General features: G+C 57.7%; 15 protein-coding genes and 1 pseudogene. 10 read left to right on the top strand and 6 right to left on the bottom strand.

Annotated features, from left to right (window positions below):
- Positions 1-162: 162 nt before the first annotated feature.
- Positions 163-2,262, bottom strand: coding sequence for a DUF2961 domain-containing protein (locus SCM96_00355; protein ID MDW7759074.1), 2,100 nt, complete (start codon positions 2,260-2,262; stop codon positions 163-165).
- Between the two features lie 129 nt (positions 2,263-2,391).
- Entirely contained in the window at positions 2,392-3,378 is a 987-nt protein-coding gene (locus SCM96_00360) for an esterase-like activity of phytase family protein (protein ID MDW7759075.1), read from the bottom strand.
- A 178-nt stretch (positions 3,379-3,556) separates the two neighbouring features.
- On the opposite strand from SCM96_00360, the gene def reads away from it, so the two are divergent.
- The gene (gene def, locus SCM96_00365) at positions 3,557-4,072 is read left to right on the top strand and encodes a peptide deformylase (GenBank protein ID MDW7759076.1); all 516 of its coding nucleotides are present in this window, start codon (positions 3,557-3,559) and stop codon (positions 4,070-4,072) included.
- 7 nt (positions 4,073-4,079) lie between these two features.
- Complete coding sequence (gene fmt / locus SCM96_00370) at positions 4,080-5,099, top strand: methionyl-tRNA formyltransferase (protein MDW7759077.1); 1,020 nt, start codon at positions 4,080-4,082, stop codon at positions 5,097-5,099.
- A gap of 21 nt (positions 5,100-5,120) precedes the next feature.
- Here the strand turns inward: fmt and mscL are convergent.
- Positions 5,121-5,246 (bottom strand): annotated as a pseudogene (mscL, locus tag SCM96_00375) (large conductance mechanosensitive channel protein MscL).
- Positions 5,247-5,440: 194 nt separating this feature from the next.
- Here mscL and SCM96_00380 point away from each other — a divergent pair.
- From SCM96_00380 to SCM96_00390, 3 genes are read left to right on the top strand one after another with little or no spacing between them, the layout of a single operon-like run.
- Positions 5,441-6,667 (top strand): UDP-N-acetylglucosamine pyrophosphorylase, encoded by a 1,227-nt coding sequence (locus SCM96_00380; GenBank protein MDW7759078.1) that lies wholly within the window; start codon positions 5,441-5,443, stop codon positions 6,665-6,667.
- A 17-nt stretch (positions 6,668-6,684) separates the two neighbouring features.
- Positions 6,685-8,034: a phosphoglucosamine mutase gene (gene glmM / locus SCM96_00385; protein MDW7759079.1), complete on the top strand. Its 1,350-nt coding sequence runs from the start codon at positions 6,685-6,687 to the stop codon at positions 8,032-8,034.
- A 27-nt stretch (positions 8,035-8,061) separates the two neighbouring features.
- Positions 8,062-9,018: a 6-phosphogluconolactonase gene (locus SCM96_00390; protein MDW7759080.1), complete on the top strand. Its 957-nt coding sequence runs from the start codon at positions 8,062-8,064 to the stop codon at positions 9,016-9,018.
- On the opposite strand, the gene SCM96_00395 is transcribed toward SCM96_00390, so the two are convergent.
- Entirely contained in the window at positions 9,012-9,920 is a 909-nt protein-coding gene (locus SCM96_00395; GenBank protein MDW7759081.1) for a hypothetical protein, read from the bottom strand. The genes SCM96_00390 and SCM96_00395 overlap by 7 nt on opposite strands.
- Positions 9,921-9,949: 29 nt before the next feature.
- The gene (locus tag SCM96_00400) at positions 9,950-11,653 is read right to left on the bottom strand and encodes a D-aminoacylase (GenBank protein MDW7759082.1); all 1,704 of its coding nucleotides are present in this window, start codon (positions 11,651-11,653) and stop codon (positions 9,950-9,952) included.
- Between the two features lie 134 nt (positions 11,654-11,787).
- On the opposite strand from SCM96_00400, the gene SCM96_00405 reads away from it, so the two are divergent.
- Entirely contained in the window at positions 11,788-12,051 is a 264-nt protein-coding gene (locus SCM96_00405; GenBank protein ID MDW7759083.1) for a hypothetical protein, read from the top strand.
- A gap of 25 nt (positions 12,052-12,076) precedes the next feature.
- Here the strand turns inward: SCM96_00405 and SCM96_00410 are convergent, their stop codons facing one another.
- Positions 12,077-13,915, bottom strand: a complete 1,839-nt coding sequence (locus tag SCM96_00410; protein ID MDW7759084.1) for a hypothetical protein — start codon at positions 13,913-13,915, stop codon at positions 12,077-12,079.
- 75 nt (positions 13,916-13,990) lie between these two features.
- On the opposite strand from SCM96_00410, the gene SCM96_00415 reads away from it, so the two are divergent.
- The 4 genes from SCM96_00415 to SCM96_00430 all read left to right on the top strand — a co-directional run bounded on the left by SCM96_00415 (position 13,991) and on the right by SCM96_00430 (position 19,956).
- A complete protein-coding gene (locus SCM96_00415) occupies positions 13,991-14,608 on the top strand; it encodes a hypothetical protein (protein ID MDW7759085.1) in 618 nt (205 codons plus the stop codon).
- Between the two features lie 377 nt (positions 14,609-14,985).
- A complete protein-coding gene (locus SCM96_00420) occupies positions 14,986-15,354 on the top strand; it encodes a DUF4870 domain-containing protein (GenBank protein ID MDW7759086.1) in 369 nt (122 codons plus the stop codon).
- 176 nt (positions 15,355-15,530) lie between these two features.
- Positions 15,531-17,489, top strand: a complete 1,959-nt coding sequence (locus SCM96_00425) for a hypothetical protein (GenBank protein ID MDW7759087.1) — start codon at positions 15,531-15,533, stop codon at positions 17,487-17,489.
- Positions 17,490-17,502: 13 nt separating this feature from the next.
- Complete coding sequence (locus tag SCM96_00430) at positions 17,503-19,956, top strand: PKD domain-containing protein (protein MDW7759088.1); 2,454 nt, start codon at positions 17,503-17,505, stop codon at positions 19,954-19,956.
- The last annotated feature ends 59 nt before the right edge of the window (positions 19,957-20,015 follow it).

Raw genomic sequence — 20,015 nt, forward strand, 5'->3', positions numbered from 1 at the left:
ATTCGAGACGGGGCAGCCAAGGGATCAAGTTCCGCGGCGATCACAAGAACAGGCGGTATGGCCGAAACGGCATCGCCGAATCCCTGAAAGCCGGACAGACAGGCCGCCGCCGCGATCCGGTCAGACCGCTCGGCGCAAAGCCGGTTGACGACACCGGGCGTGTCACTCGAACTTCAGGTAATCGAGACCGAAAAAGGCCCTGTCCTCGACGGGGCTTTTTCCGGTGATCGTGATGCGCAAAACGTTTTTGCCCGCAAGAAGCGCATGACGTCCGGCCCTGACGTCCGTCGTCGAAACCCCGGCTTGGTCCAGTCCGTCAAAGACCGGGATAAAGGGGCGTCCGTTCAAGGTCATGGATACCCGCCCGTAATCCGGAGCCCGGGTCAGGCGAGCCGTGACGTCGAACGTTCCGGCCTCGGGGGCCTCGAATGTTTTGACCAGGACGTCTCCGGGTTTTCCGTCGCGCCACCAGAGCTGAAGACCTCCACTCCAGTCCTCCCCGTACTGGTAGCTGATGCGGCCTCCGGATTCGGACTCCAGAACCATGTTTTCGCCTTCCATCAGGCCGCTCTCGATCCGGTCGGAGATGATGTGTCTTCGTTCGAGAGCAACCGGCTGACGGGCGCCTGTCTCGTCTTTTTCCAGGGTGCAGCGGGCGCCGGGTTTGAGGTAGAAGAACGCGGTCGGCGCGAAGTTGATGCGGGTCGTTCCCCAGTGCCACATCTCCATGTCCACCCGGAGTTCGGTCCGGAAGGGAATGTCGTCGAGCCCGCGGAATCTCATATTGACCGTGTATCCCGGCCAGAAATTGCCGCTTCCGTCCGGCTGGGAGATGAAGGGATGGTTGGTGAAGACTTCGGGGCGGCACCAGGCATAGCCGTAGTAGTCCTCGGTTCCCGTCCCGAAGTGGGAGGGGAAATCCTCGCCGTCGATATAGATCTTCTCGTCCCCTTCGCCCCACCAGGCATAGGTTGTATTAAAGAGCGTGAGGACGTCGCCGATGTAAACCCCGGCGCCCTCAAGATGGGTATAGTGGACATCGTAGGGATTACCGCCGCCTTCGTTGGTTTTGCGCTCGCCGGTGTCGATGTCGGTATATTGATGCCAGGAGGCGCCGAAATGCATGGACCGCTTGTCCCATGTCCAACCGCCTGCACGGACTTCCCCGTCCATGATCTCGACAGTCGCTTCGCCCAGGTTGATGAGGGCGATTTCGGCCCGGGTTTTGAATGGCATCACCCAATAGGCCGCCATCACCCCGTCCTCCCCCACCGTCGTATACCAGGTGTCCGAAGGACGGATTTGATAGCCGGTTCCAAAGAAATCGCCGACCGGACACCAGACCGTTTCCCGGCCGTCGAATGAAATTTTCAAAATCGTCGACCGCAGGGCCTGTTCGAGATTCTTTGATGCGAGCTTGAGGCCGATGCGCCGGATGGCCCGGCTTCCCTCGACGGACAGGGAGAGCGATTCCCCGGGAGCGATGGCGCCTTCGAACGGTGTCACCGTGTCGATGCGATCCCGCATTTCGGAATCCTTGTCTCTCAGGGCCAATTTGTTTTGAATTTCATCGAGCCGGGTCCGGTGCTTTTGGAGATCGTCAAGAGTGAATGTTTGAACTTTCGCGTTTTTACCGTATTCCCGATAATTGATGTTGTAGTAAACGGCCTCGCCTCCGGTCTTGGCTCCGGCGTCGCGTATGAATTCGCTCTCGTACGTGATCTTGCAGTGTGCGGCGAAGGGGAGCGGAAGATAGAGGTTGTGCCCGCGCATCTTATAGTCCGTTTCGGGGGAAACCGAGGACGAAAGGGGCTCTCCGGTCAGCATCCCGCCGCTTAAAATGTCGAGCGCCGTGCCCTCGAAGGAAGGCGTATCTTCCCGGTCAAAGTAAATCCGCAGAATCCCCTCCCCTGCATTTTCTCCGGCGAAGGTCATCCAGAACCGGACAACGGCGCCCGGCCCCTCGACGTCCATCATGACATATTCCCGGCGACCGTCACGCTCCTCCTCGCGAATGAACATGGACCGGTCCCAATTGGCGAACCAGGAGGGGTCTCCCGGAGCGACGGAAGCCCGGTCATAGCTGCTGAACTGGCGTGTCGTGTAGTATGGCTCGGGATAGAGGGCCCGCTCGTCACGCTCGACGATTTCGTCGAGCAGGGTCCCGAAGGTTATCGGCGGGGCCGTTTGGCAGGCGCCGGAAAGAAGCAGAAGAACCGGCAAAGCGGCCGGCAAGCCATATCGGATGCGCATCTTGATCATATCGAAGATCCTCCTTCCATCAACACGGAGAATAATTCAGGGACGGAATGTTGTCAATTTCTCCAGCTTGACATTTCGCCCGGCCGAAAAGCGGCTGTCATCACAATCGTCAATTGTGTGAGGATCCGGTTAGAAATCCGCAGGCCGGTCCAGAATGACCAGGGCGCCGCTGAAACCGATGGCGCCGTGCGCCATGGGCGTTCCGTTGGAATCCAGAAGTAAGTAGATACGGTCTTCCGTAAGATGCAGCCCCTCGGCGAATCCATAGCCGTGCCGCGATGTGTAAAGCCCGGCGACTTCGGAAGAAAAATCGAAAACCCCGGTCACCGTCATGTTTCCGGGATCCAGACGGAGGATGCGGTTTGCGATCCGGTGAAGGACATAGAGGGCGCCGCCGTCGAAACAGAGGTCGGAAATGTCGGGACTCCGGCCGCCGAGGACATCCTTCATCGGGACATGGCGCTCGGTTTCAAGAACAAGCGCGTCCGAAGTTTGGTGGAGCACGTAGATTATGGGGTCTTCCCGTTCGTTGGCGATGTAAACAATCCCTTGGGCCGGATCGATCGCAATGCCCTCGAAGGCTGCATTCGGATCCTTGGAAAACGCGATGCCGTGCTTCAAATTGTATTCGGGAATGTCGTGGCGCACCTGCTCGACGCCGCCGTTCAGATCGACGCGGTAAATGAACCGGTCGCGTTCGTCCACGACATAGAAATTCCCGTCCCAGAATTCGATGCCTTCAAGGTCAAGGGCATGGCGCTTGGGAATTCCCGCGAGATCCTCCAAATTCAAAGGAATGAAGACGGCGCTTCGGCACCCCTTCTCTTCTTTTTCACCGGGAAAGACCTCATAGATGGCGACATCCTGGCGGTTGTCGCTGACAAAGAGAAGCCGGCCCTCGAACTTCGTCAACCCCGAAGGCTCCAGCGGCGGAAGATCGGGCAGGCAGGCCATCGGAAGAATGTCGGCTTTGCCCGGAGGAACCGGAAGATCCGTGACAAGTCGAGGATCCGTGTTTTGCGAACAGGCGGCGACTCCCGACGAGGCAACCGCCGCAAGAAAAAGCGCCAGGGCTACAGACGCCGTTTTGTGGATCCGAGTGCCGTCAGAACGCATCAAGGCTTTGATTCCGTGTCAGTTTCTCCTAAAGAGGATACCCGGCTCAGACGCCCTCTGTCAATCATTTTGAATAGGCCGTTTTCCAGGCAAATCCTGAAATTTCTGAAGCCCGGATCGGAAACCGTCGGCTCAGAAGGACGGTTGATCCGTTCTGAATCTGCGATATAATACGAATATGGCCGTTCGACCCATACTCATCATCGGGCACCCGACCCTGGCGGAAAAGGCCTTGCCCATCGAGACCGTCGACGACGATGTTCGCAGGCTGGCCGAGGATATGGTCGAGACCATGCACGCCAAGCCCGGAATCGGTTTGGCCGCACCCCAGGTCGATTTCGGCCGGCGCCTGATCGTCGTCGACCTCTCCGTCGGCATGGATCGCGAGGCCCTCCATATCCTGATCAACCCCGAAATCGCGGAGTCCGAAGGCCATTGTCTGGGCGAGGAAGGCTGCCTGTCCGTCCCTGAAATCTACGAGGAGGTCGAACGCCCTGAAAGAGTCGTGGTGACGGCACTCGATCTTGAAGGCCGGCCGGTCCGGATCGAGGCCCGGGATCTCCTGGCCCGCGCCTTCTGTCACGAAATCGATCACCTCGACGGCAAGCTCTTCGTCGATCTCCTGTCCCCTCTCAAGCGGTCCCTGATCAAGAGAAAATTCCGGAAGGCCGCGGCCAAAGAAAGCCGCCCTTGACGACTCCATGAGAATCGTTTTCTTCGGCAGTCCCGAGGCGGCCCTCCCTTCTCTTCAGGCTCTCATCGAAGCCGGCCACGAAATCCCCCTGATTGTCACCCAACCGGACAAGCCGGCCGGAAGGGGCCGGAAAACAGCGGCCTGTCCGGTCAAGGCCTTCGCCGCCGAGCAGGGCTTTTCTGTGATCCAGCCGGAACGCATCCGCAAGGATGAAACCGTTTTGGACAGGCTTCGGGAGGCCCGTCCGGACATCCACGTCGTCATCGCCTACGGCCGGATCATTCCCGATCCGATTCTCTATCTTCCCCGCTGGAAGACACTGAACGTCCATTTTTCGCTCTTGCCGAAATACCGTGGCGCATCCCCTGTTCAGTGGGCTGTTTTGAATGGAGAGATCATGACGGGGGTCACCATCATCGAACTCAACGATAAAATGGACGAAGGCGACATGCTGGCCGCCGAAGGGACGGAGATCGGCCCCAATGAAACAGCGGGAATGCTGGAGGCGCGACTGGCCGACATCGGGGCCGCTCTGCTTGTGAAAACACTTGAGGGTATCTCCAGAGGATCGGTTGTGCGCCAACCTCAAAACCACACCGAGGCGACATATGCGCCGAAGATCGCCAAGAGCGACGGACTCATCGATTGGACGACTTCGGCGGAGTCCGTGGAACGCAAGGTCCGGGCTTTTCAGCCCTGGCCGACGGCCTTCACGTTTCTCGGCCCCACGCGGATCGTCGTCCGAAGCGGGCGCATCTCCATAGCTCCATCCGTTGAAACATCACATGGCCCGGCCGCCCGGGCATTCCATGATCCGGCATTCCCCCCGGACTCGCAAACGCCGCCCGCCGGATCAATCCTCTCGATCGAAAAAGACGGACTCGCCGTCTCCTGCGGCGGCGGCTCGGCCTATCTCATCGAGATCGTTCAACCCGAGGGCCGGACGGCCATGGCCGCCTACGCCTATGCCATCGGCGCCAGGATCGCGCCGGGCTCATCTCTGGGAAATCCCGACCCGCACGGATAGCCGGATTATTCGATAAATCGTTTACCGTCTTTCCCGGAGCAGATCCCGGATCTCGGCCGGCAGGATTTCCTCCTTGGACGGCGCAGGCGGCGCTGCGGGCGCTTCCGCCTGTTTCCGTTTCAGCTTGTTCAGACCCTTGACGGCGAACTCCCTGAATTCCTTCATCATGCTCATGACAAACCCTCCTTTCGGAATTTAGGAATAGCGGGCCGACCCACGGAAAACATTCATGCCGATTCGGAAAGCCGAAAAATCCGATTGCATTCCCGAATCGGAATATGATATACAGTCGCAGAACAAGCTCCAAAAGGAACCGAAGCCAACAAGGAGTGGAAAGGCCCATGCCCGTGACCCAAACCGTCGAAGTCCTGATCCGCCGAGGGGTCCGAATCATCTGTCCCGAATCCGTCGAGGTGGATGAGACTGTTTCTCCCGACCGCGTGGCGGCCGGCTCGATTCTCCATCCCGGAACCCGGCTTCGGGGCGCGGCGACATCCATCGGACCGGGCTGCCGGATCGGCGAGGAAGCCCCAACGACCGTTGAAAACTGCAACCTCGGCCACAATGTCGAATTGAAGGGCGGCACGTTTTCGGGCGCCGTTTTTCTGGATAAAGCCGGAATGGGAAGCAGCGCCCATGTGCGTCCGGGGACACTCCTCGAAGAGGAAGCCTCGGGAGGACATGCCGTCGGTTTCAAACAGACCATTTTCCTGTCTTTCGCCACAGCCGGAAGCCTGATCAATTTTTGCGACGCCCTCATGGCGGGCGGCACAAGCCGCCGCGATCACAGCGAAATCGGATCTTCCTACATCCATTTCAACTTCACTCCCCACCAGGACAAGGCCACGGCATCGCTCATCGGAGATGTTCCAAGGGGCGTCATGCTGGATCAGCCGCCGATTTTCCTGGGTGGACAGGGCGGCCTTGTCGGTCCCGTTCGGATCGAGTACGGGACGGTGATTCCGGCCGGCGTCATCTGCCGGCGCGATGTTTTTGAACCCAATCAGCTCTACAACCCCCCATCCGTCCGCGGCGGCCGGGCCCGGCCGTTTCTTGTCGGCGCCTACCGGACCGTGCGCCGCATCGTCGTCAACAACCTCGTTTATATCGGCAACCTTCAGGCCCTGAAGCTCTGGTACCGGCATGTTCGAAACCTCACGATGGGCGACGACATGTTCGCCGAATTCTGCCGGCAAGGGACTCTCGCCTTGATCGATGGAGCTCTCGACGAGCGCATCAAACGGCTCGACGATCTGGCCGGGCGGATGGAACGATCGATCGAGCTGTCCCGGACGGACGCCGCCTCGGCGCTGACTCCGGAACAGGAAGCCGACCAGAAGGCGTTCATGGCCGCCTGGCCGGGAATCGCGGAGCGCATCCGGAATGGACCATCGGACGGAGCGGGAGCGGCCGATCGAGATCGATTTCTCGAGACCCTGGAGAAATCCGATCTTTCGCCCGGCCATATCCGGGTGATCGGGATGTTGGATCCGGAAACCAAAAAAGCAGGCTCCGCCTGGCTGCAAGCCGTGGTGGACGAAACCGTAGCGGCCTGGAAATCGGATTAACTTCAGGAGAAGACGACATGGGCAGAATGTTCGGAACGGACGGAATTCGGGGTGTCGCCAACGAGCCCCCGATGACGGCGGAAACGGCCCTCGACATCGGGCGGGCCGCGGCCCATGTCTGTGCCAGACGGGACGGCCGGCGACGGATCGTCATCGGCAAAGACACCCGGGTCAGCGGCTACATGCTGGAAACCGCCATCACGGCCGGGATCTGTTCGATGGGCGCGGATGTCCTTCTGGTCGGGCCCATGCCCACCCCCGGGATCGCCTTCATCACCCGCAGCATGCGGGCGGACGCCGGAATCGTGATCTCGGCCTCCCATAATCCCTACCAGGATAACGGCATCAAGATTTTTTCCCGCGACGGTTACAAATTGCCCGACTCCGAAGAGGATCGCATCGAAGGCCTGATCACCTCGGGCGAAATCCGAAACATCCGTCCCTCGGCCGAGGAGATCGGAAAGGTCCGGCGCATCAACGACGCCGACGGACGCTACATCGTCTTCTGCAAGGACACCTTCCCCGAGGACCTCAGCATCGAGGGCATGAAGATCGTTCTCGACTGCGCCAACGGAGCCACCTACCGCATCGCCCCGACGATTTTCGAGGAGTTGGGCGCCCGGGTCACGGCCCTTCACTGCGAGCCGAACGGCATCAACATCAACGACCGCTGCGGGTCGCAGCACACCGAGGATTTATCCGCGGCCGTGCGCGAACAGGGCGCCGAGATCGGCCTGGCCTTCGACGGGGACGGCGACCGGTTGATCGCCATCGATGAAAACGGCCGGGAGATCACCGGAGACCACATTCTGGCCGTCTGCGGAAAAATGTTCAAGGAACGAGGTCTTTTGAAGAGCAACCTGGTCGTCTCCACGGTCATGAGCAATTTCGGTTTTCTGATCGCTCTCCGGGAGCTGGGGATCGATCATGCCGCCGCCAAAGTCGGCGACCGCTATGTGCTTGAAATGATGCAGGAGAAGGGCGCCGTTCTCGGCGGAGAGGCGTCCGGGCACATCATCTTCCTGAACCACCACACGACGGGAGACGGCCTCATTTCCGCGCTGCAATTGATTGCGGCCATGAAGCTTTACGGAAAACCGCTCTCCGAACTCAGCCGGCTGGTCGCAATGTCTCCGCAGAAGATCATCAACGTCGACGTCAAGTCCAAGCCGCCGCTCGAGGATCTCCCGGTTCTCCAAGAAATTGTCCGGACGGCCGAGGCCGAGTTGGGCGCCCGCGGCCGCGTCCTGATCCGCTATTCCGGAACCCAGGCCATGTGCCGGGTCATGGTCGAAGGGCCGACCGAAGAGATCACGGATCGGCTGGCCCGTGGGCTGGCCGCCGCCGTCACCGAGGCCATCGGCTGAGGCCGCCGCCGGACAGGAGGTCTCGCCGTGCCCATCCGCGTCATCATCGCCCGTGACTACGACCAGGCGAGTGAAATCGCCGCAATACACGCCGCCGAAGAGATTCGGAACATTTTGGCCGGCCATTGGACCTGCCTTCTTGGTTTGGCGACGGGGAAATCTCCTATGGGTTTCTATCAGCATCTGGCCCGGGCCGCCCGGGAAGGCCGGATCGACAGTTCCCGTCTCTCCAGTTACAACCTGGATGAATATATCGGCCTGCCGGGCCGAACCGCAAAAGAACGGAGTCGCCATCCCCAAAGCTATGAATCCTTCATGTTTCGGGAACTCTTCGAACTTTTGGACAAAAAATTCCGCGAGGTTCATTTTCCGGGCGCCCACCTCATCGAAAAAGAAAAGATGGAGGAAGAACTCCGCGCTCATCCCCAAGACTGGACCGAATCGGGAAAACGCTGCGGGCGGGCCGTTCTCATCCGTCCGGACGCGACATCCTCGTATTTGCGCTGGATTCGCGAAGCCGTGCTGGAGGCCTATGCAAAGAAAATCGAACGGGCGGGCGGCATCGATCTCCAAGTCGTTGGTGTCGGAGGCCGCGGCCATGTGGGCTTTCACGAATCGGGAATCCCCTTCGAAAACAGCCGTGTCCTTCTGGTCAGGCTTGACGATAATACCGTTGGAAACGCCGTCGCCGACGGCCATTTCTCACGCCGCGAAGAGGTGCCGCGCTTTGCCGTCACCATGGGCGCCGAGCTGATCTACAGGGCGCGCCGGGTCCTGCTTTTAGCCATGGGTTCGCGGAAGGCAAAACCCGTCGCCCTCTCCCTGGCCGAACATCCAACCGACGACGTCCCCATTTCCTATGGACAGATCTATTCCGACCGCGGCGGCGATCTTCTCTATGTGATCGACCGGGAGGCCGCGGCGGACGTCCTTCAGCGTCTGGACGAAATCCGCTCCCGCGGCGTCATCGTCGAAGCTCAATAAATTTCCTCTCCCTCTTCCCGGGTAAAGAACAGATGTTGATAGGCCTCATCGGTGTCGGAGTCCGTCATCTTCAGGAGTCCGTTTTCCGCCTCGTGTCGGCTTGCGACGGCCCGGGTTTCCAGCCGCGCCAGAAGGTCGGGGATGCCGCGATCCTGAAGAATCGACTTGATTTTTTCGAAAAGAGAAAGCCGGCCGTGAAGAAACCGTCCTTCGACCATGATTTTGCAGGCCACCTGGGACTCGAAGACATCGAAGGCCGCCTGGATACGAACCCTGTCCAGAGTCTTGATCAGATAGTCGATCTCTTCGCGATAATCGGGGTGGACGAGAAGGTAGTGTTTTTTATGATAAATCGCCTTGTCGAGCGCCGCAACGACCGAGGAGGGAAGATCGCTCTCGACGACGGCCACCATGTCGAGATCCGATCCCCGCACCATTCCGCCCGTACTTCTTTCCGGCCGTTTGACGCGATGTCCCATGTCGTAGACGACGTCGCCCGCAATGAAAAAACACGCCCGATCGGTCAGAAGATCCGCCGCCCCGGATTCGATGAAAACCTCGGCGGCGACCCGGCGGGCCAGGGCGATTTTTTCCCGGCTGACGGTTGCGGTCTCGCGCCGGAGTTCCGCGGCGGCTTCGGCCGGGCGGGAGCCGTGTTCCTCCAGGCCCAGGATCGTGTAGGTCAGAAATTCCCGCCGGATCGACGGTGAGAGGCGGGCAAAGCCCTCGACCGCCCGGTCAAGACGGAGAAACCGCCGGGCGACGCTCATCATGCGGATCCGATCCGACCGCCGGCAGATGCGCCAGAGCGGAAGGGGCGCGCAGCGGAGGCTTTCGATCAAACGCGCCCCCGTGGCCGGACCGTTCTCCCGAAGCCAGTCGACAACGGTGTGTTCCGTCATGCCCCGCTCCGGACTATCGAGACAACCGATCAGCCGTCCGTGTGTTTCCTCAGGACGGACCCCGGAAGACGTCCGGTGTGTTCTCCGCCCGCGATGACCGCTTCCCCGCCGACGATGACGTCGGCGATCCCTTCCGGATAAACGTGGGGATCGGTCCAGGTCGCCCTGTCGGACACGCGGTCGGGATCGAACACGACGATATCGGCGACGGATCCGGTTTCGAGAACGCCGCGCCGTCCCAGTCCGAATTTCCGGGCCGGGATCGAGGTCATTTTCATGATCATTTCCTCCAGCGGAACAATCTTTTTTTCGCGGACATAGTGTCCCAGCACTCTCGGAAATGTCCCGTAATTCCGGGGATGGGGTTTGCCCTGGGCCAGCAGGCCGTAAGGTGCGCGAACGGAGGCGTCGCAGCCGACTCCGACAAGCGGGTGAGCCAGGATGCGGGCCAGGTTTTCTTCCGTCATCATGAACAGGATCATGCCCACGCGGTTGCGTTCCTCGATGATGAGATCTCTCATCAAAGCGTATGGCGAGCGTTCGGATTTTTTGGCGGCCTCGAGGACGCTCAACCCTTCGACCCATTTGTTCTTTTGCGAAACGACCGAAGAAATCAGGACTTGATCCCAGGACCCCAGATTTTTTTCTCGTTCGGCAAGGTGGTCGGTTATCGAGGCTTCGAGGGAAGGATCGCGGAGCCGGGTCAGGAACTCATCCGTCGTTCCCTCTCTGGCCCAGAGAGGGAAATTGAAGCTCAGACCCGTGGCTCCCGCCGTATAAGGATACCTGTCGCAATACAGGGCAAGTCCCTCTTTTTCCGCAGCCTCGATCGCGGCCAGCGCGTCATCGATTTTGTTCCAATTGGCCGGGTAGGCCACCTTGAAGTGAGAGATCTGCAGGCTGACTCCGGATCTGCGGGAAACCTCGATCACCTCCTCCAGGGACTCGATAAGACGGTCACCCTCGTCTCTTATGTGCGTGGCATGGACGCCGCCGAAAGCGGCCGCGACACGGCAGAGCTCGGTCAACTCCTCGATGCGGGCGAAGCTTCCCGGTGTATACTCCAGACCGGTGGAAATCCCGAACGCCCCCCGGCGCATGTGATCCTCGGCCATGCGCTTCATGGCCGATATTTCTTCCGGTGAGGGATCGCGGTCGTTGAACCCCATGGCCGCACCTCGAATCGTTCCATGTCCGACCAGGGTGGCATAATTGACGGCCAGGCCTGATGTTTCGAGTCGGGCGAGAAAACCCCGGATATCCATCCAGTCGAGTTCAAGTCCGAACTCTTCCATAAGGCCGGCCTGCATTTCATCCCGGATCGCCTCGGCCACGGGGAACGGCGAAGACCCGCAGTTGCCGCTGATCAGCGTCGTGATCCCCTGGCGCACGTGGCTCTCAGCCCGGGGATTGACCAGAAGACCTGTGTCGGAGTGGTCGTGAAGATCAATAAAACCCGGAGCGACGACCCGTCCGGAGGCCTCGATCACGGAACGGCCCCTCTTTGCCTCGATCTTGCCGATGGATCGGATCGTTCGGCCGACGATTCCGAGGTCGGCCGGATAGGCCGGCCCCCCTCGGCCGTCCACGAGAAGTCCGCCGGTGACAACCAGATCGTAATCTTTTTTCGAGTCGCAACCTTGAAGAAGAACACCGCAGCTCCCGGCCGCGGCCAGAGCCCCGCCTTTCAGAGCTTTCCCAAGAAAGTTCCGCCGACTGATGGCCTTGTTCATCCCGATATCCTCCTTGCCTTTCTTCGTCCGTCTCACTATACAGGAAAAACCTCCCGGGGAACAAACCGACCGGCCTTGACACGACCCGGAATAATCCATAGCATGGATATACTATCCCGCATAAGGAGGGCGTCATGGAATACGCGCAACCCCAAACCGTATCCGGAAATTCGGGTATCGTCGGCGTCGGAGAATGGCTGATCACCTTGATTTTGACGGCCATTCCCATCGTCGGGATCATCATGCTGTTCGTCTGGGCTTTCGGTTCGAACGCCAAGCCGTCCAAGGCCAATTGGGCCAAGGCCACCCTGGTGTTCGTGGCCATCGCCGTCGTGTTTTACATCCTCGTGATCGTCGTCATCATCGGAGGCATGAGCGCCCTGTCGACGCAATTCTGACGAGCCCGTCCATACAGGATTTTTTCTACCGGTTCTTAAAATGAAAAATTGAGGATGGGCCGCGTCGTCCATAGACCCGGATATCCCAAGTCAACCGGCTTTTAACGGGAATCGCAAGGCTCAGGGCTTTGGCATGCCCGGGCATGACCTTTGCTTCCAGGATCCCTCGTGTCCCGGCATACGAAAGAATATCGTCCCGGGTGAGGGCAAGGCTTTGGACATCACGGATTTTTTGCTGCGACTCAAAACGGACACGAAAATGGGTGTCCGGATCTGTCGCTTCCCCTCTTCCCAGAAGGAGAACATGCCGGCCCGTTCGGGTTTCCCAAACGATAACCGCATTCTGTTCGTTCTCGATCGCTTCAAAAAAACCTTCCGGAATTTCCATATCATATAAAGCGGCTCGATACATGTCTTCGGCTTCCTGCTTTCGCCCATCCCTTCTGTAGGCCTCGGCTAAAAGCAGGCGGATGTCTTTTCGTTGGGGATCGAAATGGATTGCGCTTTCCCGGAGGCGGACGGAGTGCTCAAAGTATCCATCGGCCGCCGCTTTCGAAGCGAATCCCAGGATTCTGTTGACGATCCGTTCGGTGAAGGCATCTCCCATTTGAAAACACCGCTCATAGGCTTCTAGAGCTTTTTCCATTTCGCCGGTGTCGCCGTAGTGATTTCCGAAACGGAAAATCAGGCTTTGGATATCCGCCAGAATTTCGGATTCTCCGGCCGCCCGATAATCCTTGGTTTGGAGACCGAACACGGCATCGAAAAATCTGTTGACAAGGTGACGCCGGTCGCATTCCTCCTCGTCGCTCTCGACGCGAATATCCCGGAACTTGTCAAGCTGCTGATAGGCATCTTCGGCATCATAGACACTGAGAAACGCTTTTGCGGCCAAAAGGTGATAATGCCTCTTGCGACACGGTTCGACGGGAAGATCGACAAGCCATTCGGTTAAGCGGGCCATTTTCTCCCGAACGTTCATTTCGGGCGCGTTGAGACGAAGAACGGTCCATCTTTCAAGGCGAAAGATGTCACTCCCGCCTGCCTCCTCGGCTTTCTTGAGAAGTTGATCCGGATGGACTCCCTGAACGGGGAAAACAGCCCAAACATCCGCATGATGAACAGCAACATGATGATCGTAATCCAGCTTGAAGACGCGGTACAGAAGATACTCATGTTCGCCGTCCCCAATCCGGAAATCCGTGCGGATCGGCAGGGCCATCTCCTCCGGTCTCAAGCGCTTGTCGAGAGGATTAATGATGGATATCAGGTGCGATGCGGGAAAGACATCGAAATAGATCAGGGCATCGCTTTTCACATGGAGCTTCAAAAATTTTCGCATGCCTTTGTCGGGTTTAAAAACACCCAGTCTCCAATATTCGACATAATAATCCCTGAAAAAAGATCCGATGCCGACCGCCATGACGAGAGCTCCCAGAAGGGCAAACTTTTTTCGGACGGCTAAGGAATGCGGATTGATATCCGTCCTGCTCGATTTCCGGAAAGTGAGGACGAACGCCGCAAAGCCAATGCCTTGGGCCGCAAGCAGATAAACAATCGGCAGAAGGAAAATGAGATATCGATAAGCCGAAAGGGCATAATTTTCACTCGGGCGCATCAGGATAAAAATCCCATAAGGGACAATCGCATGACACAGGAGGAGAAGCGTTCCCTGGAGGGATTTCTTCAAACCTGCAGCCGCGCCGACGGCCGCAAGAACAAGAATGACGATATAGAATATTCCGGACTGCGATCCCCAAACGAGTTGTGTTCGAAGAAGATCGTCGATCGCTGAAAAGGTGACGGTCACATCGGGATCGCCAAGACGGGCTCTTCCAAGAATATACGACCGGAAATGAGGCACCGTCATATTCAACAAGAATGCGACCCCGGCCGCAGAACCCGTCCAAACGAGGGCTTTTCCAAGTTTATGAGAGAGATGAAACCTGCCTTTGATCCATTCCGCCGCAAGGTAAATCATCAGGGCCGCCAAGGAAAGAAACGCTGCGGAGTGCGTGAACGTCGCCGCCGCGGCCAGAACGAAAAATGCGGCCCACGGCTTTGTCTTGCCCGAATGAAGTCCGCGAAAAAAAGAAAGGGTCATCAGAACCCAAAGCAGGAGGAAAACGGCATAGGCCCGACTGTGTTGAGAATAAAAAATGAGGAGCGGCGAAAGTGCGGTGAATCCCGCCGCGAAAAGGCCCGACTGCCTGGAGAAAAGCTCGCACCCAAGAAGATAGACTGCAACGATGGTCAGAACTCCTGCGAAAACCGAGGGGAGGCGGGACATGAGTTCAAGATCGCCCAGCGGAAGGAGAAAGTGATTGAGAACGGAAAACAACAAAGAGCCTGTCTGGTGATGCCATACAAAGGAAAGGGGCTGAAAACAGATTCTGACTTGATTCAGAGGCTCATCGCCGAAAAACATGATTGTGTTGATGTGCGCCAAACGGATCGCTGCACCGACGCACAGGACAATACCAAACGGTACCATCTTCCGAAGAGAACGAGTTTGGCAAGAAGCATCCGACAACTCACCCACCGGGGACGATCTTGACATGGGAATTATGTTAGTGCACGCATCCGAGCGAAGTCAACACAGCTTGACAGGAATCGGCTTCCGTGTTATTTCTCTTTCCGAGTGATGAGTCCCCTATCAAGAAGAAACTTCCTTTTCGGAATGGGCGGCGGCGATGCGGGGATATGGCCGCGCCCGGGATACACCCATACGGATCGAGCATGTCCAGAGAAACGCCTCGGACACGCCGGCAACCCATTATTGCTGGAACATGTCTCCGGCCAACCGCTCAGCCGGAGAAAAAACCCGCACCCGCTTTTCCGTCGAGTTGCGGCCCCCAGCTCGGGATTAAGGAGCAACTCTGAAGATTTCAGACACATTGAAGACCAAGAACACGTTTGAAGGAGGAAGCCAAAATGACCGAATTGCCGTCCGGACAGGCTATGTCGCCCGCCGAAGAAAAGAACTGGGCCATGTTTTGTCATCTTGCCGCCCTGAGCGGATTTCTCATTCCCCTCGGCAACATTCTCGGTCCTCTGATTGTCTGGCTCATTAAGAAAGATGCCTCTCCTCTGGTCGACGCCGAAGGAAAGAAATCCCTCAATTTCCAGATCTCGATCTTGATCTATATGGTGATTTCCGCGCTTCTGATTTTTGTCCTGATCGGAATCCCCTTGATGATCGCCGTCGGAATCTTCGCTCTGGTGATGATCATTCTCGCCGCGATCAAGACCAGCAACGGGGAAGATTTCCGGTATCCGCTATCCATCCAGTTCCTGCGCTGAGTTTGGTCTCCTTGCCGAGATCCGACGACGGCTTGGTCATATCTCTTGACAATGGAGATAATATTCTTTTAATAATAGGCATGTGAAGGGAGGGGTCCCATAGCGACATCCGGGTCCTGCCGAGCCTTATGAACAAGCGGATTTATTCATTGTCGGCGGATGTTCCTGTTAAGCGCATGGCTTCCGTGGCTATCCTCTTGGGGGCTCTCAGTCTTTCTCCGGGACTCCTCTTCGCCGCCCAAGAAGAAGTGCCGTCCTCGCCTCTTCTCCATGTGCCTGTCGAATCTTTCACCCACGGTGAAAAGATTCCATTTTCCCTTCTGATCGAAGGGGAAGCCGAATATGTCCGATTGCTCTTTCGCCATCACGGAATTGAGGAATTCCAGGTACGCCCGATGGACAGAACAATGGGAGCCGGATATGTTTTTCACCTTGAAACGGCCGACCTTCCGCATTTGACCCTGGAATATTATCTCGAAGCCGGCATCGGCGGCGAAACGTTTCTGTTGCCGGTCGACGCCCCGAAATCCTGCTTTCAGGTCGAGGGCCAAAGCCTGGACGAAATCCCCGAAGTCCCCGAGAATCTCCCCGACCCGCAAGCGCAGAAAACAAAAATTGAATGGCCCTTGAATTTCACGGGCAGCACGGATTATCCCGTCTGGGAGGACGGACCCGTGGCCGATCCCGCCATGCAGAGTGCCGGCAATCTCGCCCTGGATCTGCGTCTTGGCCGCGATCCCAACAGTTATGTCATTTCCGCGAATACAAGCTATTCCAACCAGCCCATGCCGGGAGAAAACCCGTTCAACCTGTCCAACATGCTGGTGTCACTGGCCTCCAACCATCACTCGCTCAAGGCCGGAGACCTGTTCATCCAGGAAACAGAGTTCACGGCCACGGGTCTCGGGCGGCGGGGCGTCTCCTACGGATTCGACAACCGGAAGATTACTTTTAGTTTTTTCAGCGTCCAGTCACAACAAGTCAAAGGTTTTGACGGGTTCGGCATTCCGAAGGCCGGAGTCGGACTGATCGGGGGATCCCTGGGTTTCCGATTCTGGCGGGATCGCCTGTCCATGAAAGCCGTATTCGTCGACGGCAAGGACGATCCGCGGCTTGGAGCCAATGTCGGCGCTTCCTACTTCAATGCCACGGCCCGAAAGGGCCGGGTCGTGTCCCTGTCCCCGGAAGCGCGGTTGCTTCAGAACAAAATGACCTTGGGCGGAGAAATCGCCTTCAGCGAATTCGACGGGGATTTGTCCGACGAAGAGCCGGCACGCTCCGATCACGCCTGGCGACTCGGTGGAGGCATGAATTTCGGTAAAGTCCAGGTTCAAAGCACCGTCCGCCGCATCGGGAAGGAATTTCAGCCCATCGGCCAGCAGTTCTTCACAAAGGACCGGCTCGGCCATGACACCACGTTGTCCGCGACTCTGGGGCGTTTGAACCTCTTCGGATCCTTCTCGGTCATGAGAGACAACGTCGACAGGAATCCGCAAGCCGATACGACGGGAATTCAGGCCGGCAATGTCAATATCAACTGGACGCCGTTCCGCTGGTTGTCCATGACTCTCGGTTACCAGATGAACAGCCAGGACACCCGGCGGGATGACGGCTTCGTCCTTTTTCAGCAGGACAGCCGGATGAACGCCTTTTCCGGAGGGCTCAACCTAACCCTGGGATCGTCCATGGTCCTGACCTTCCAGGCTTCGGAAACCGAACAGTCCAGCCGCCACAACCCTTCGGCGGCCATGACCAGCCGGGCCATCAATCTGGGCGGAATGTTCCGGGGAGGTCAGGTCTTGACGCTCAATCCCACCGTCAGCTACACGCATTCCCAAAGTCCGTATTCGGGAAATGACATGCACATGCTGGGGTCATTCGTTCTCATGGATGTCCAGATCATCCGCGAAATCCTGTCGACGGCGGTCTCCGGGTCCTATTCACGGACAGAGACGGGCGGATTCGGAGTCTCGGAAAACATCAACGTCTCCGGCTTTTTAAACCTGAATCTCCGGAAACTGATCCGCATCGGAAATCTTGTCCTATCGGGACAAGGCAGCTATGGACAAATGGGCATGGGGGGGATGACGCAAACGACGAAAGCCGCCGCCCTCAAATGCGATTTTTCCTTTTAGGCGGAAAACCAAGATGAAGAACAATCAAAAATTCGTGCGAATCGGCCAGCGAGTCAGCGTCATTTTCCTGGCCGGCCTTCTGATCATCATCTCAGCTCAAGCTCAAAGCATCAGTCATCTCCCGACAAATCCCAACGTCGAGGAAAACATCACATTCACTTATGTCTCTTACACAACGAGTCCAAAAGTCTATTGGTCTTTTGGAAACGGTGACTTCATGGAATCCTACACGCCGGTTGTCTATGCCTACACACAGGCAGGCACCTATACGGTTGTGGCCAGTACGCAAGAATTCGAGTCCGTTCAAACAACGGTAACCGTCCAGGAAAGACGGAGGGTCGAGTTTTCCCCATCCAGTCCCCTGGCCGGAGCATCCGTGAACTTTCAGGCGGTGAACTTTCTTGGGACTCAGGTCCGGTGGGATTTCGGCGACGGTACGATCCGCATCGGATCCAAATTGGACACTCACACATACTCATCGCCGGGTCTCTATACTGTCAGAGCGGTGGATTTTGGAGGAAACTCCAACCACACCTTCTATGCCCAAGTCCAGGTTCAAATGCCTGCGACGACCATCACCTACACGCCGGCCCAACCCCGCATCAAGGAAAACGTGACTTTTCAAGCGGTGAATTTCCAGTCGAAAACGACCATCCGCTGGGATTTCGGCGACGGCACGGTCCAAAGCGCTCCGCCCGCTTCGATCACTCACGCTTATCAAAATCCCGGAACCTATCTTGTTCGGGCCTATGACGACGGCGGGACGACCGTGACGGCCTCCGTCCAAATCCGGGTTTACGGGCCGCCGAGCATCGGCTACGAACCGGAAAATCCCCGAACCGGGGAACTGGTGACTTTTCAAGCCCACGAATTTTTTTCCAAAACGACCATCCGCTGGGATTTCGGCGACGGCACGATCCAAAGCGGACCACCGCCCACGATGACTCATGTCTATAGAAACCCCGGAACCTATCTTGTCCGAGCCTACGACGACGGCGGTGCGGCCCTGACGGCTTCAATCAGTCTTCGTGTCCATCTTCCGGCCTCGCTGAGCTTCGATCCCGAGATGCCGCGCGCTGGAAAACCGGTCACCTTCCATGCCCAGGGATTCATTTCGGCGTCGATCCGCTGGGATTTCGGCGACGGCACGATCCAAACGGCCCCCACGCCCTCAGTCACCCATACTTACCAAAACGCCGGACAATATTTCGTCCAGGCTTATGACGGCGACAGACGAACCGTAACCGCCTCGATCTCCGTTCGCGTCCATCCGCCGGCATCCCTGGCTTTTCATCCCGAAGACCCAAGGCCGGATGAGCCCGTGACCTTCCGGGCAATCAACTTTTTTTCGACAATCCTGATCCGATGGGACTTCGGGGACGGAACCATCGTGAATGACATGCAACCGCCGGAAATCGCCCACACCTATCGGAATCCTGGGACCTACTTTGTCCGTGCCTATGACGGCGGGGGATCCGAAGAGACGGCTTCCCTGCCGGTTCAGATCCTTCCCGCCCGCATGATCGCCGTTTCTCCGCCTCAACCGCGGGTGGGGGAACCCACAATTCTCCGTGCGGTCAATTTCATTTCTCCACGAGTCCTCTGGGATTTGGGAGACGGGACGCTCCCTTTCGAGGCAGGACACGAAATTATCCATACATTCAACCGGGAAGGACCCATCCGGGTTGCGGCCTCCGATTCCCGGCGCGGCGTGATCGTGGAGACCACCGTCCCCCTGACCGTGTTTCCGCGCGAAGGACCGAGATCTCTTTTTAAGATTTCCTTCATCAGTCTGCGTTTTTCCGACGGCAAGCCCTACAAGGTCGTCCCCAAGAATGACCTGGGACTTCAGGCCTTCGCCGAAATCAAATATGAGGGAACAGGCATTCTGATCGCCCAATGGCTTATCAACGGTGCGCCGTTTCGAGCGGTCTCACAAGCCCTGTCGTTCGCTGAGTCCATCACCATCGATTCCGGGCCGATTCCCGGGCTGCCCGCTTTTCTCCCGGGACTTCACGAGGTCACTCTGGCCATTTTTCAGCCCGAAGTCGAATTTGAGATTCCGGCCATCCGCTATTTCGTCACGGTCGATCCCGCCTCCATCAAACCCCCGGAAATCGAATTGTCCCTGTCCGGCGCCAGAAAACTGGACGGAGAACTCCTCCCTGCGGATGCGGGACGCATCGACGCGCCGGCGGCGGAGCATCTCCTGTTGCAGGGAACCGTCCGAAACGACGACCCCGCCGACATCGCTTTTGCTCTCCTGCGGGTTCATCTGGAAGAAGAGTTGATCGATCAGAAGCTTCTGAAGGACTTGAAGTCCGGAGAACAAAGATCTTTCGAGTCGTCCGTTTTCAACGGCTCCGGAACAGCCAAATCGGTTTTTCTGACGCTTTATGATATTTCCTCAAGTCCGGCCCGAATTTTATCCATCCGGGAGATCAAAATCGTGCCGTTGGACAAATAACTCCTGAGACAAAAGAGTCCGATGCACGTTGTGTTGGTCTTGAAGAATTCCGAATCGAG

The organism is Acidobacteriota bacterium, from assembly GCA_033549365.1.
In the GTDB taxonomy this organism is placed as follows: domain Bacteria; phylum Acidobacteriota; class Aminicenantia; order Aminicenantales; family Saccharicenantaceae; genus JAWSUF01.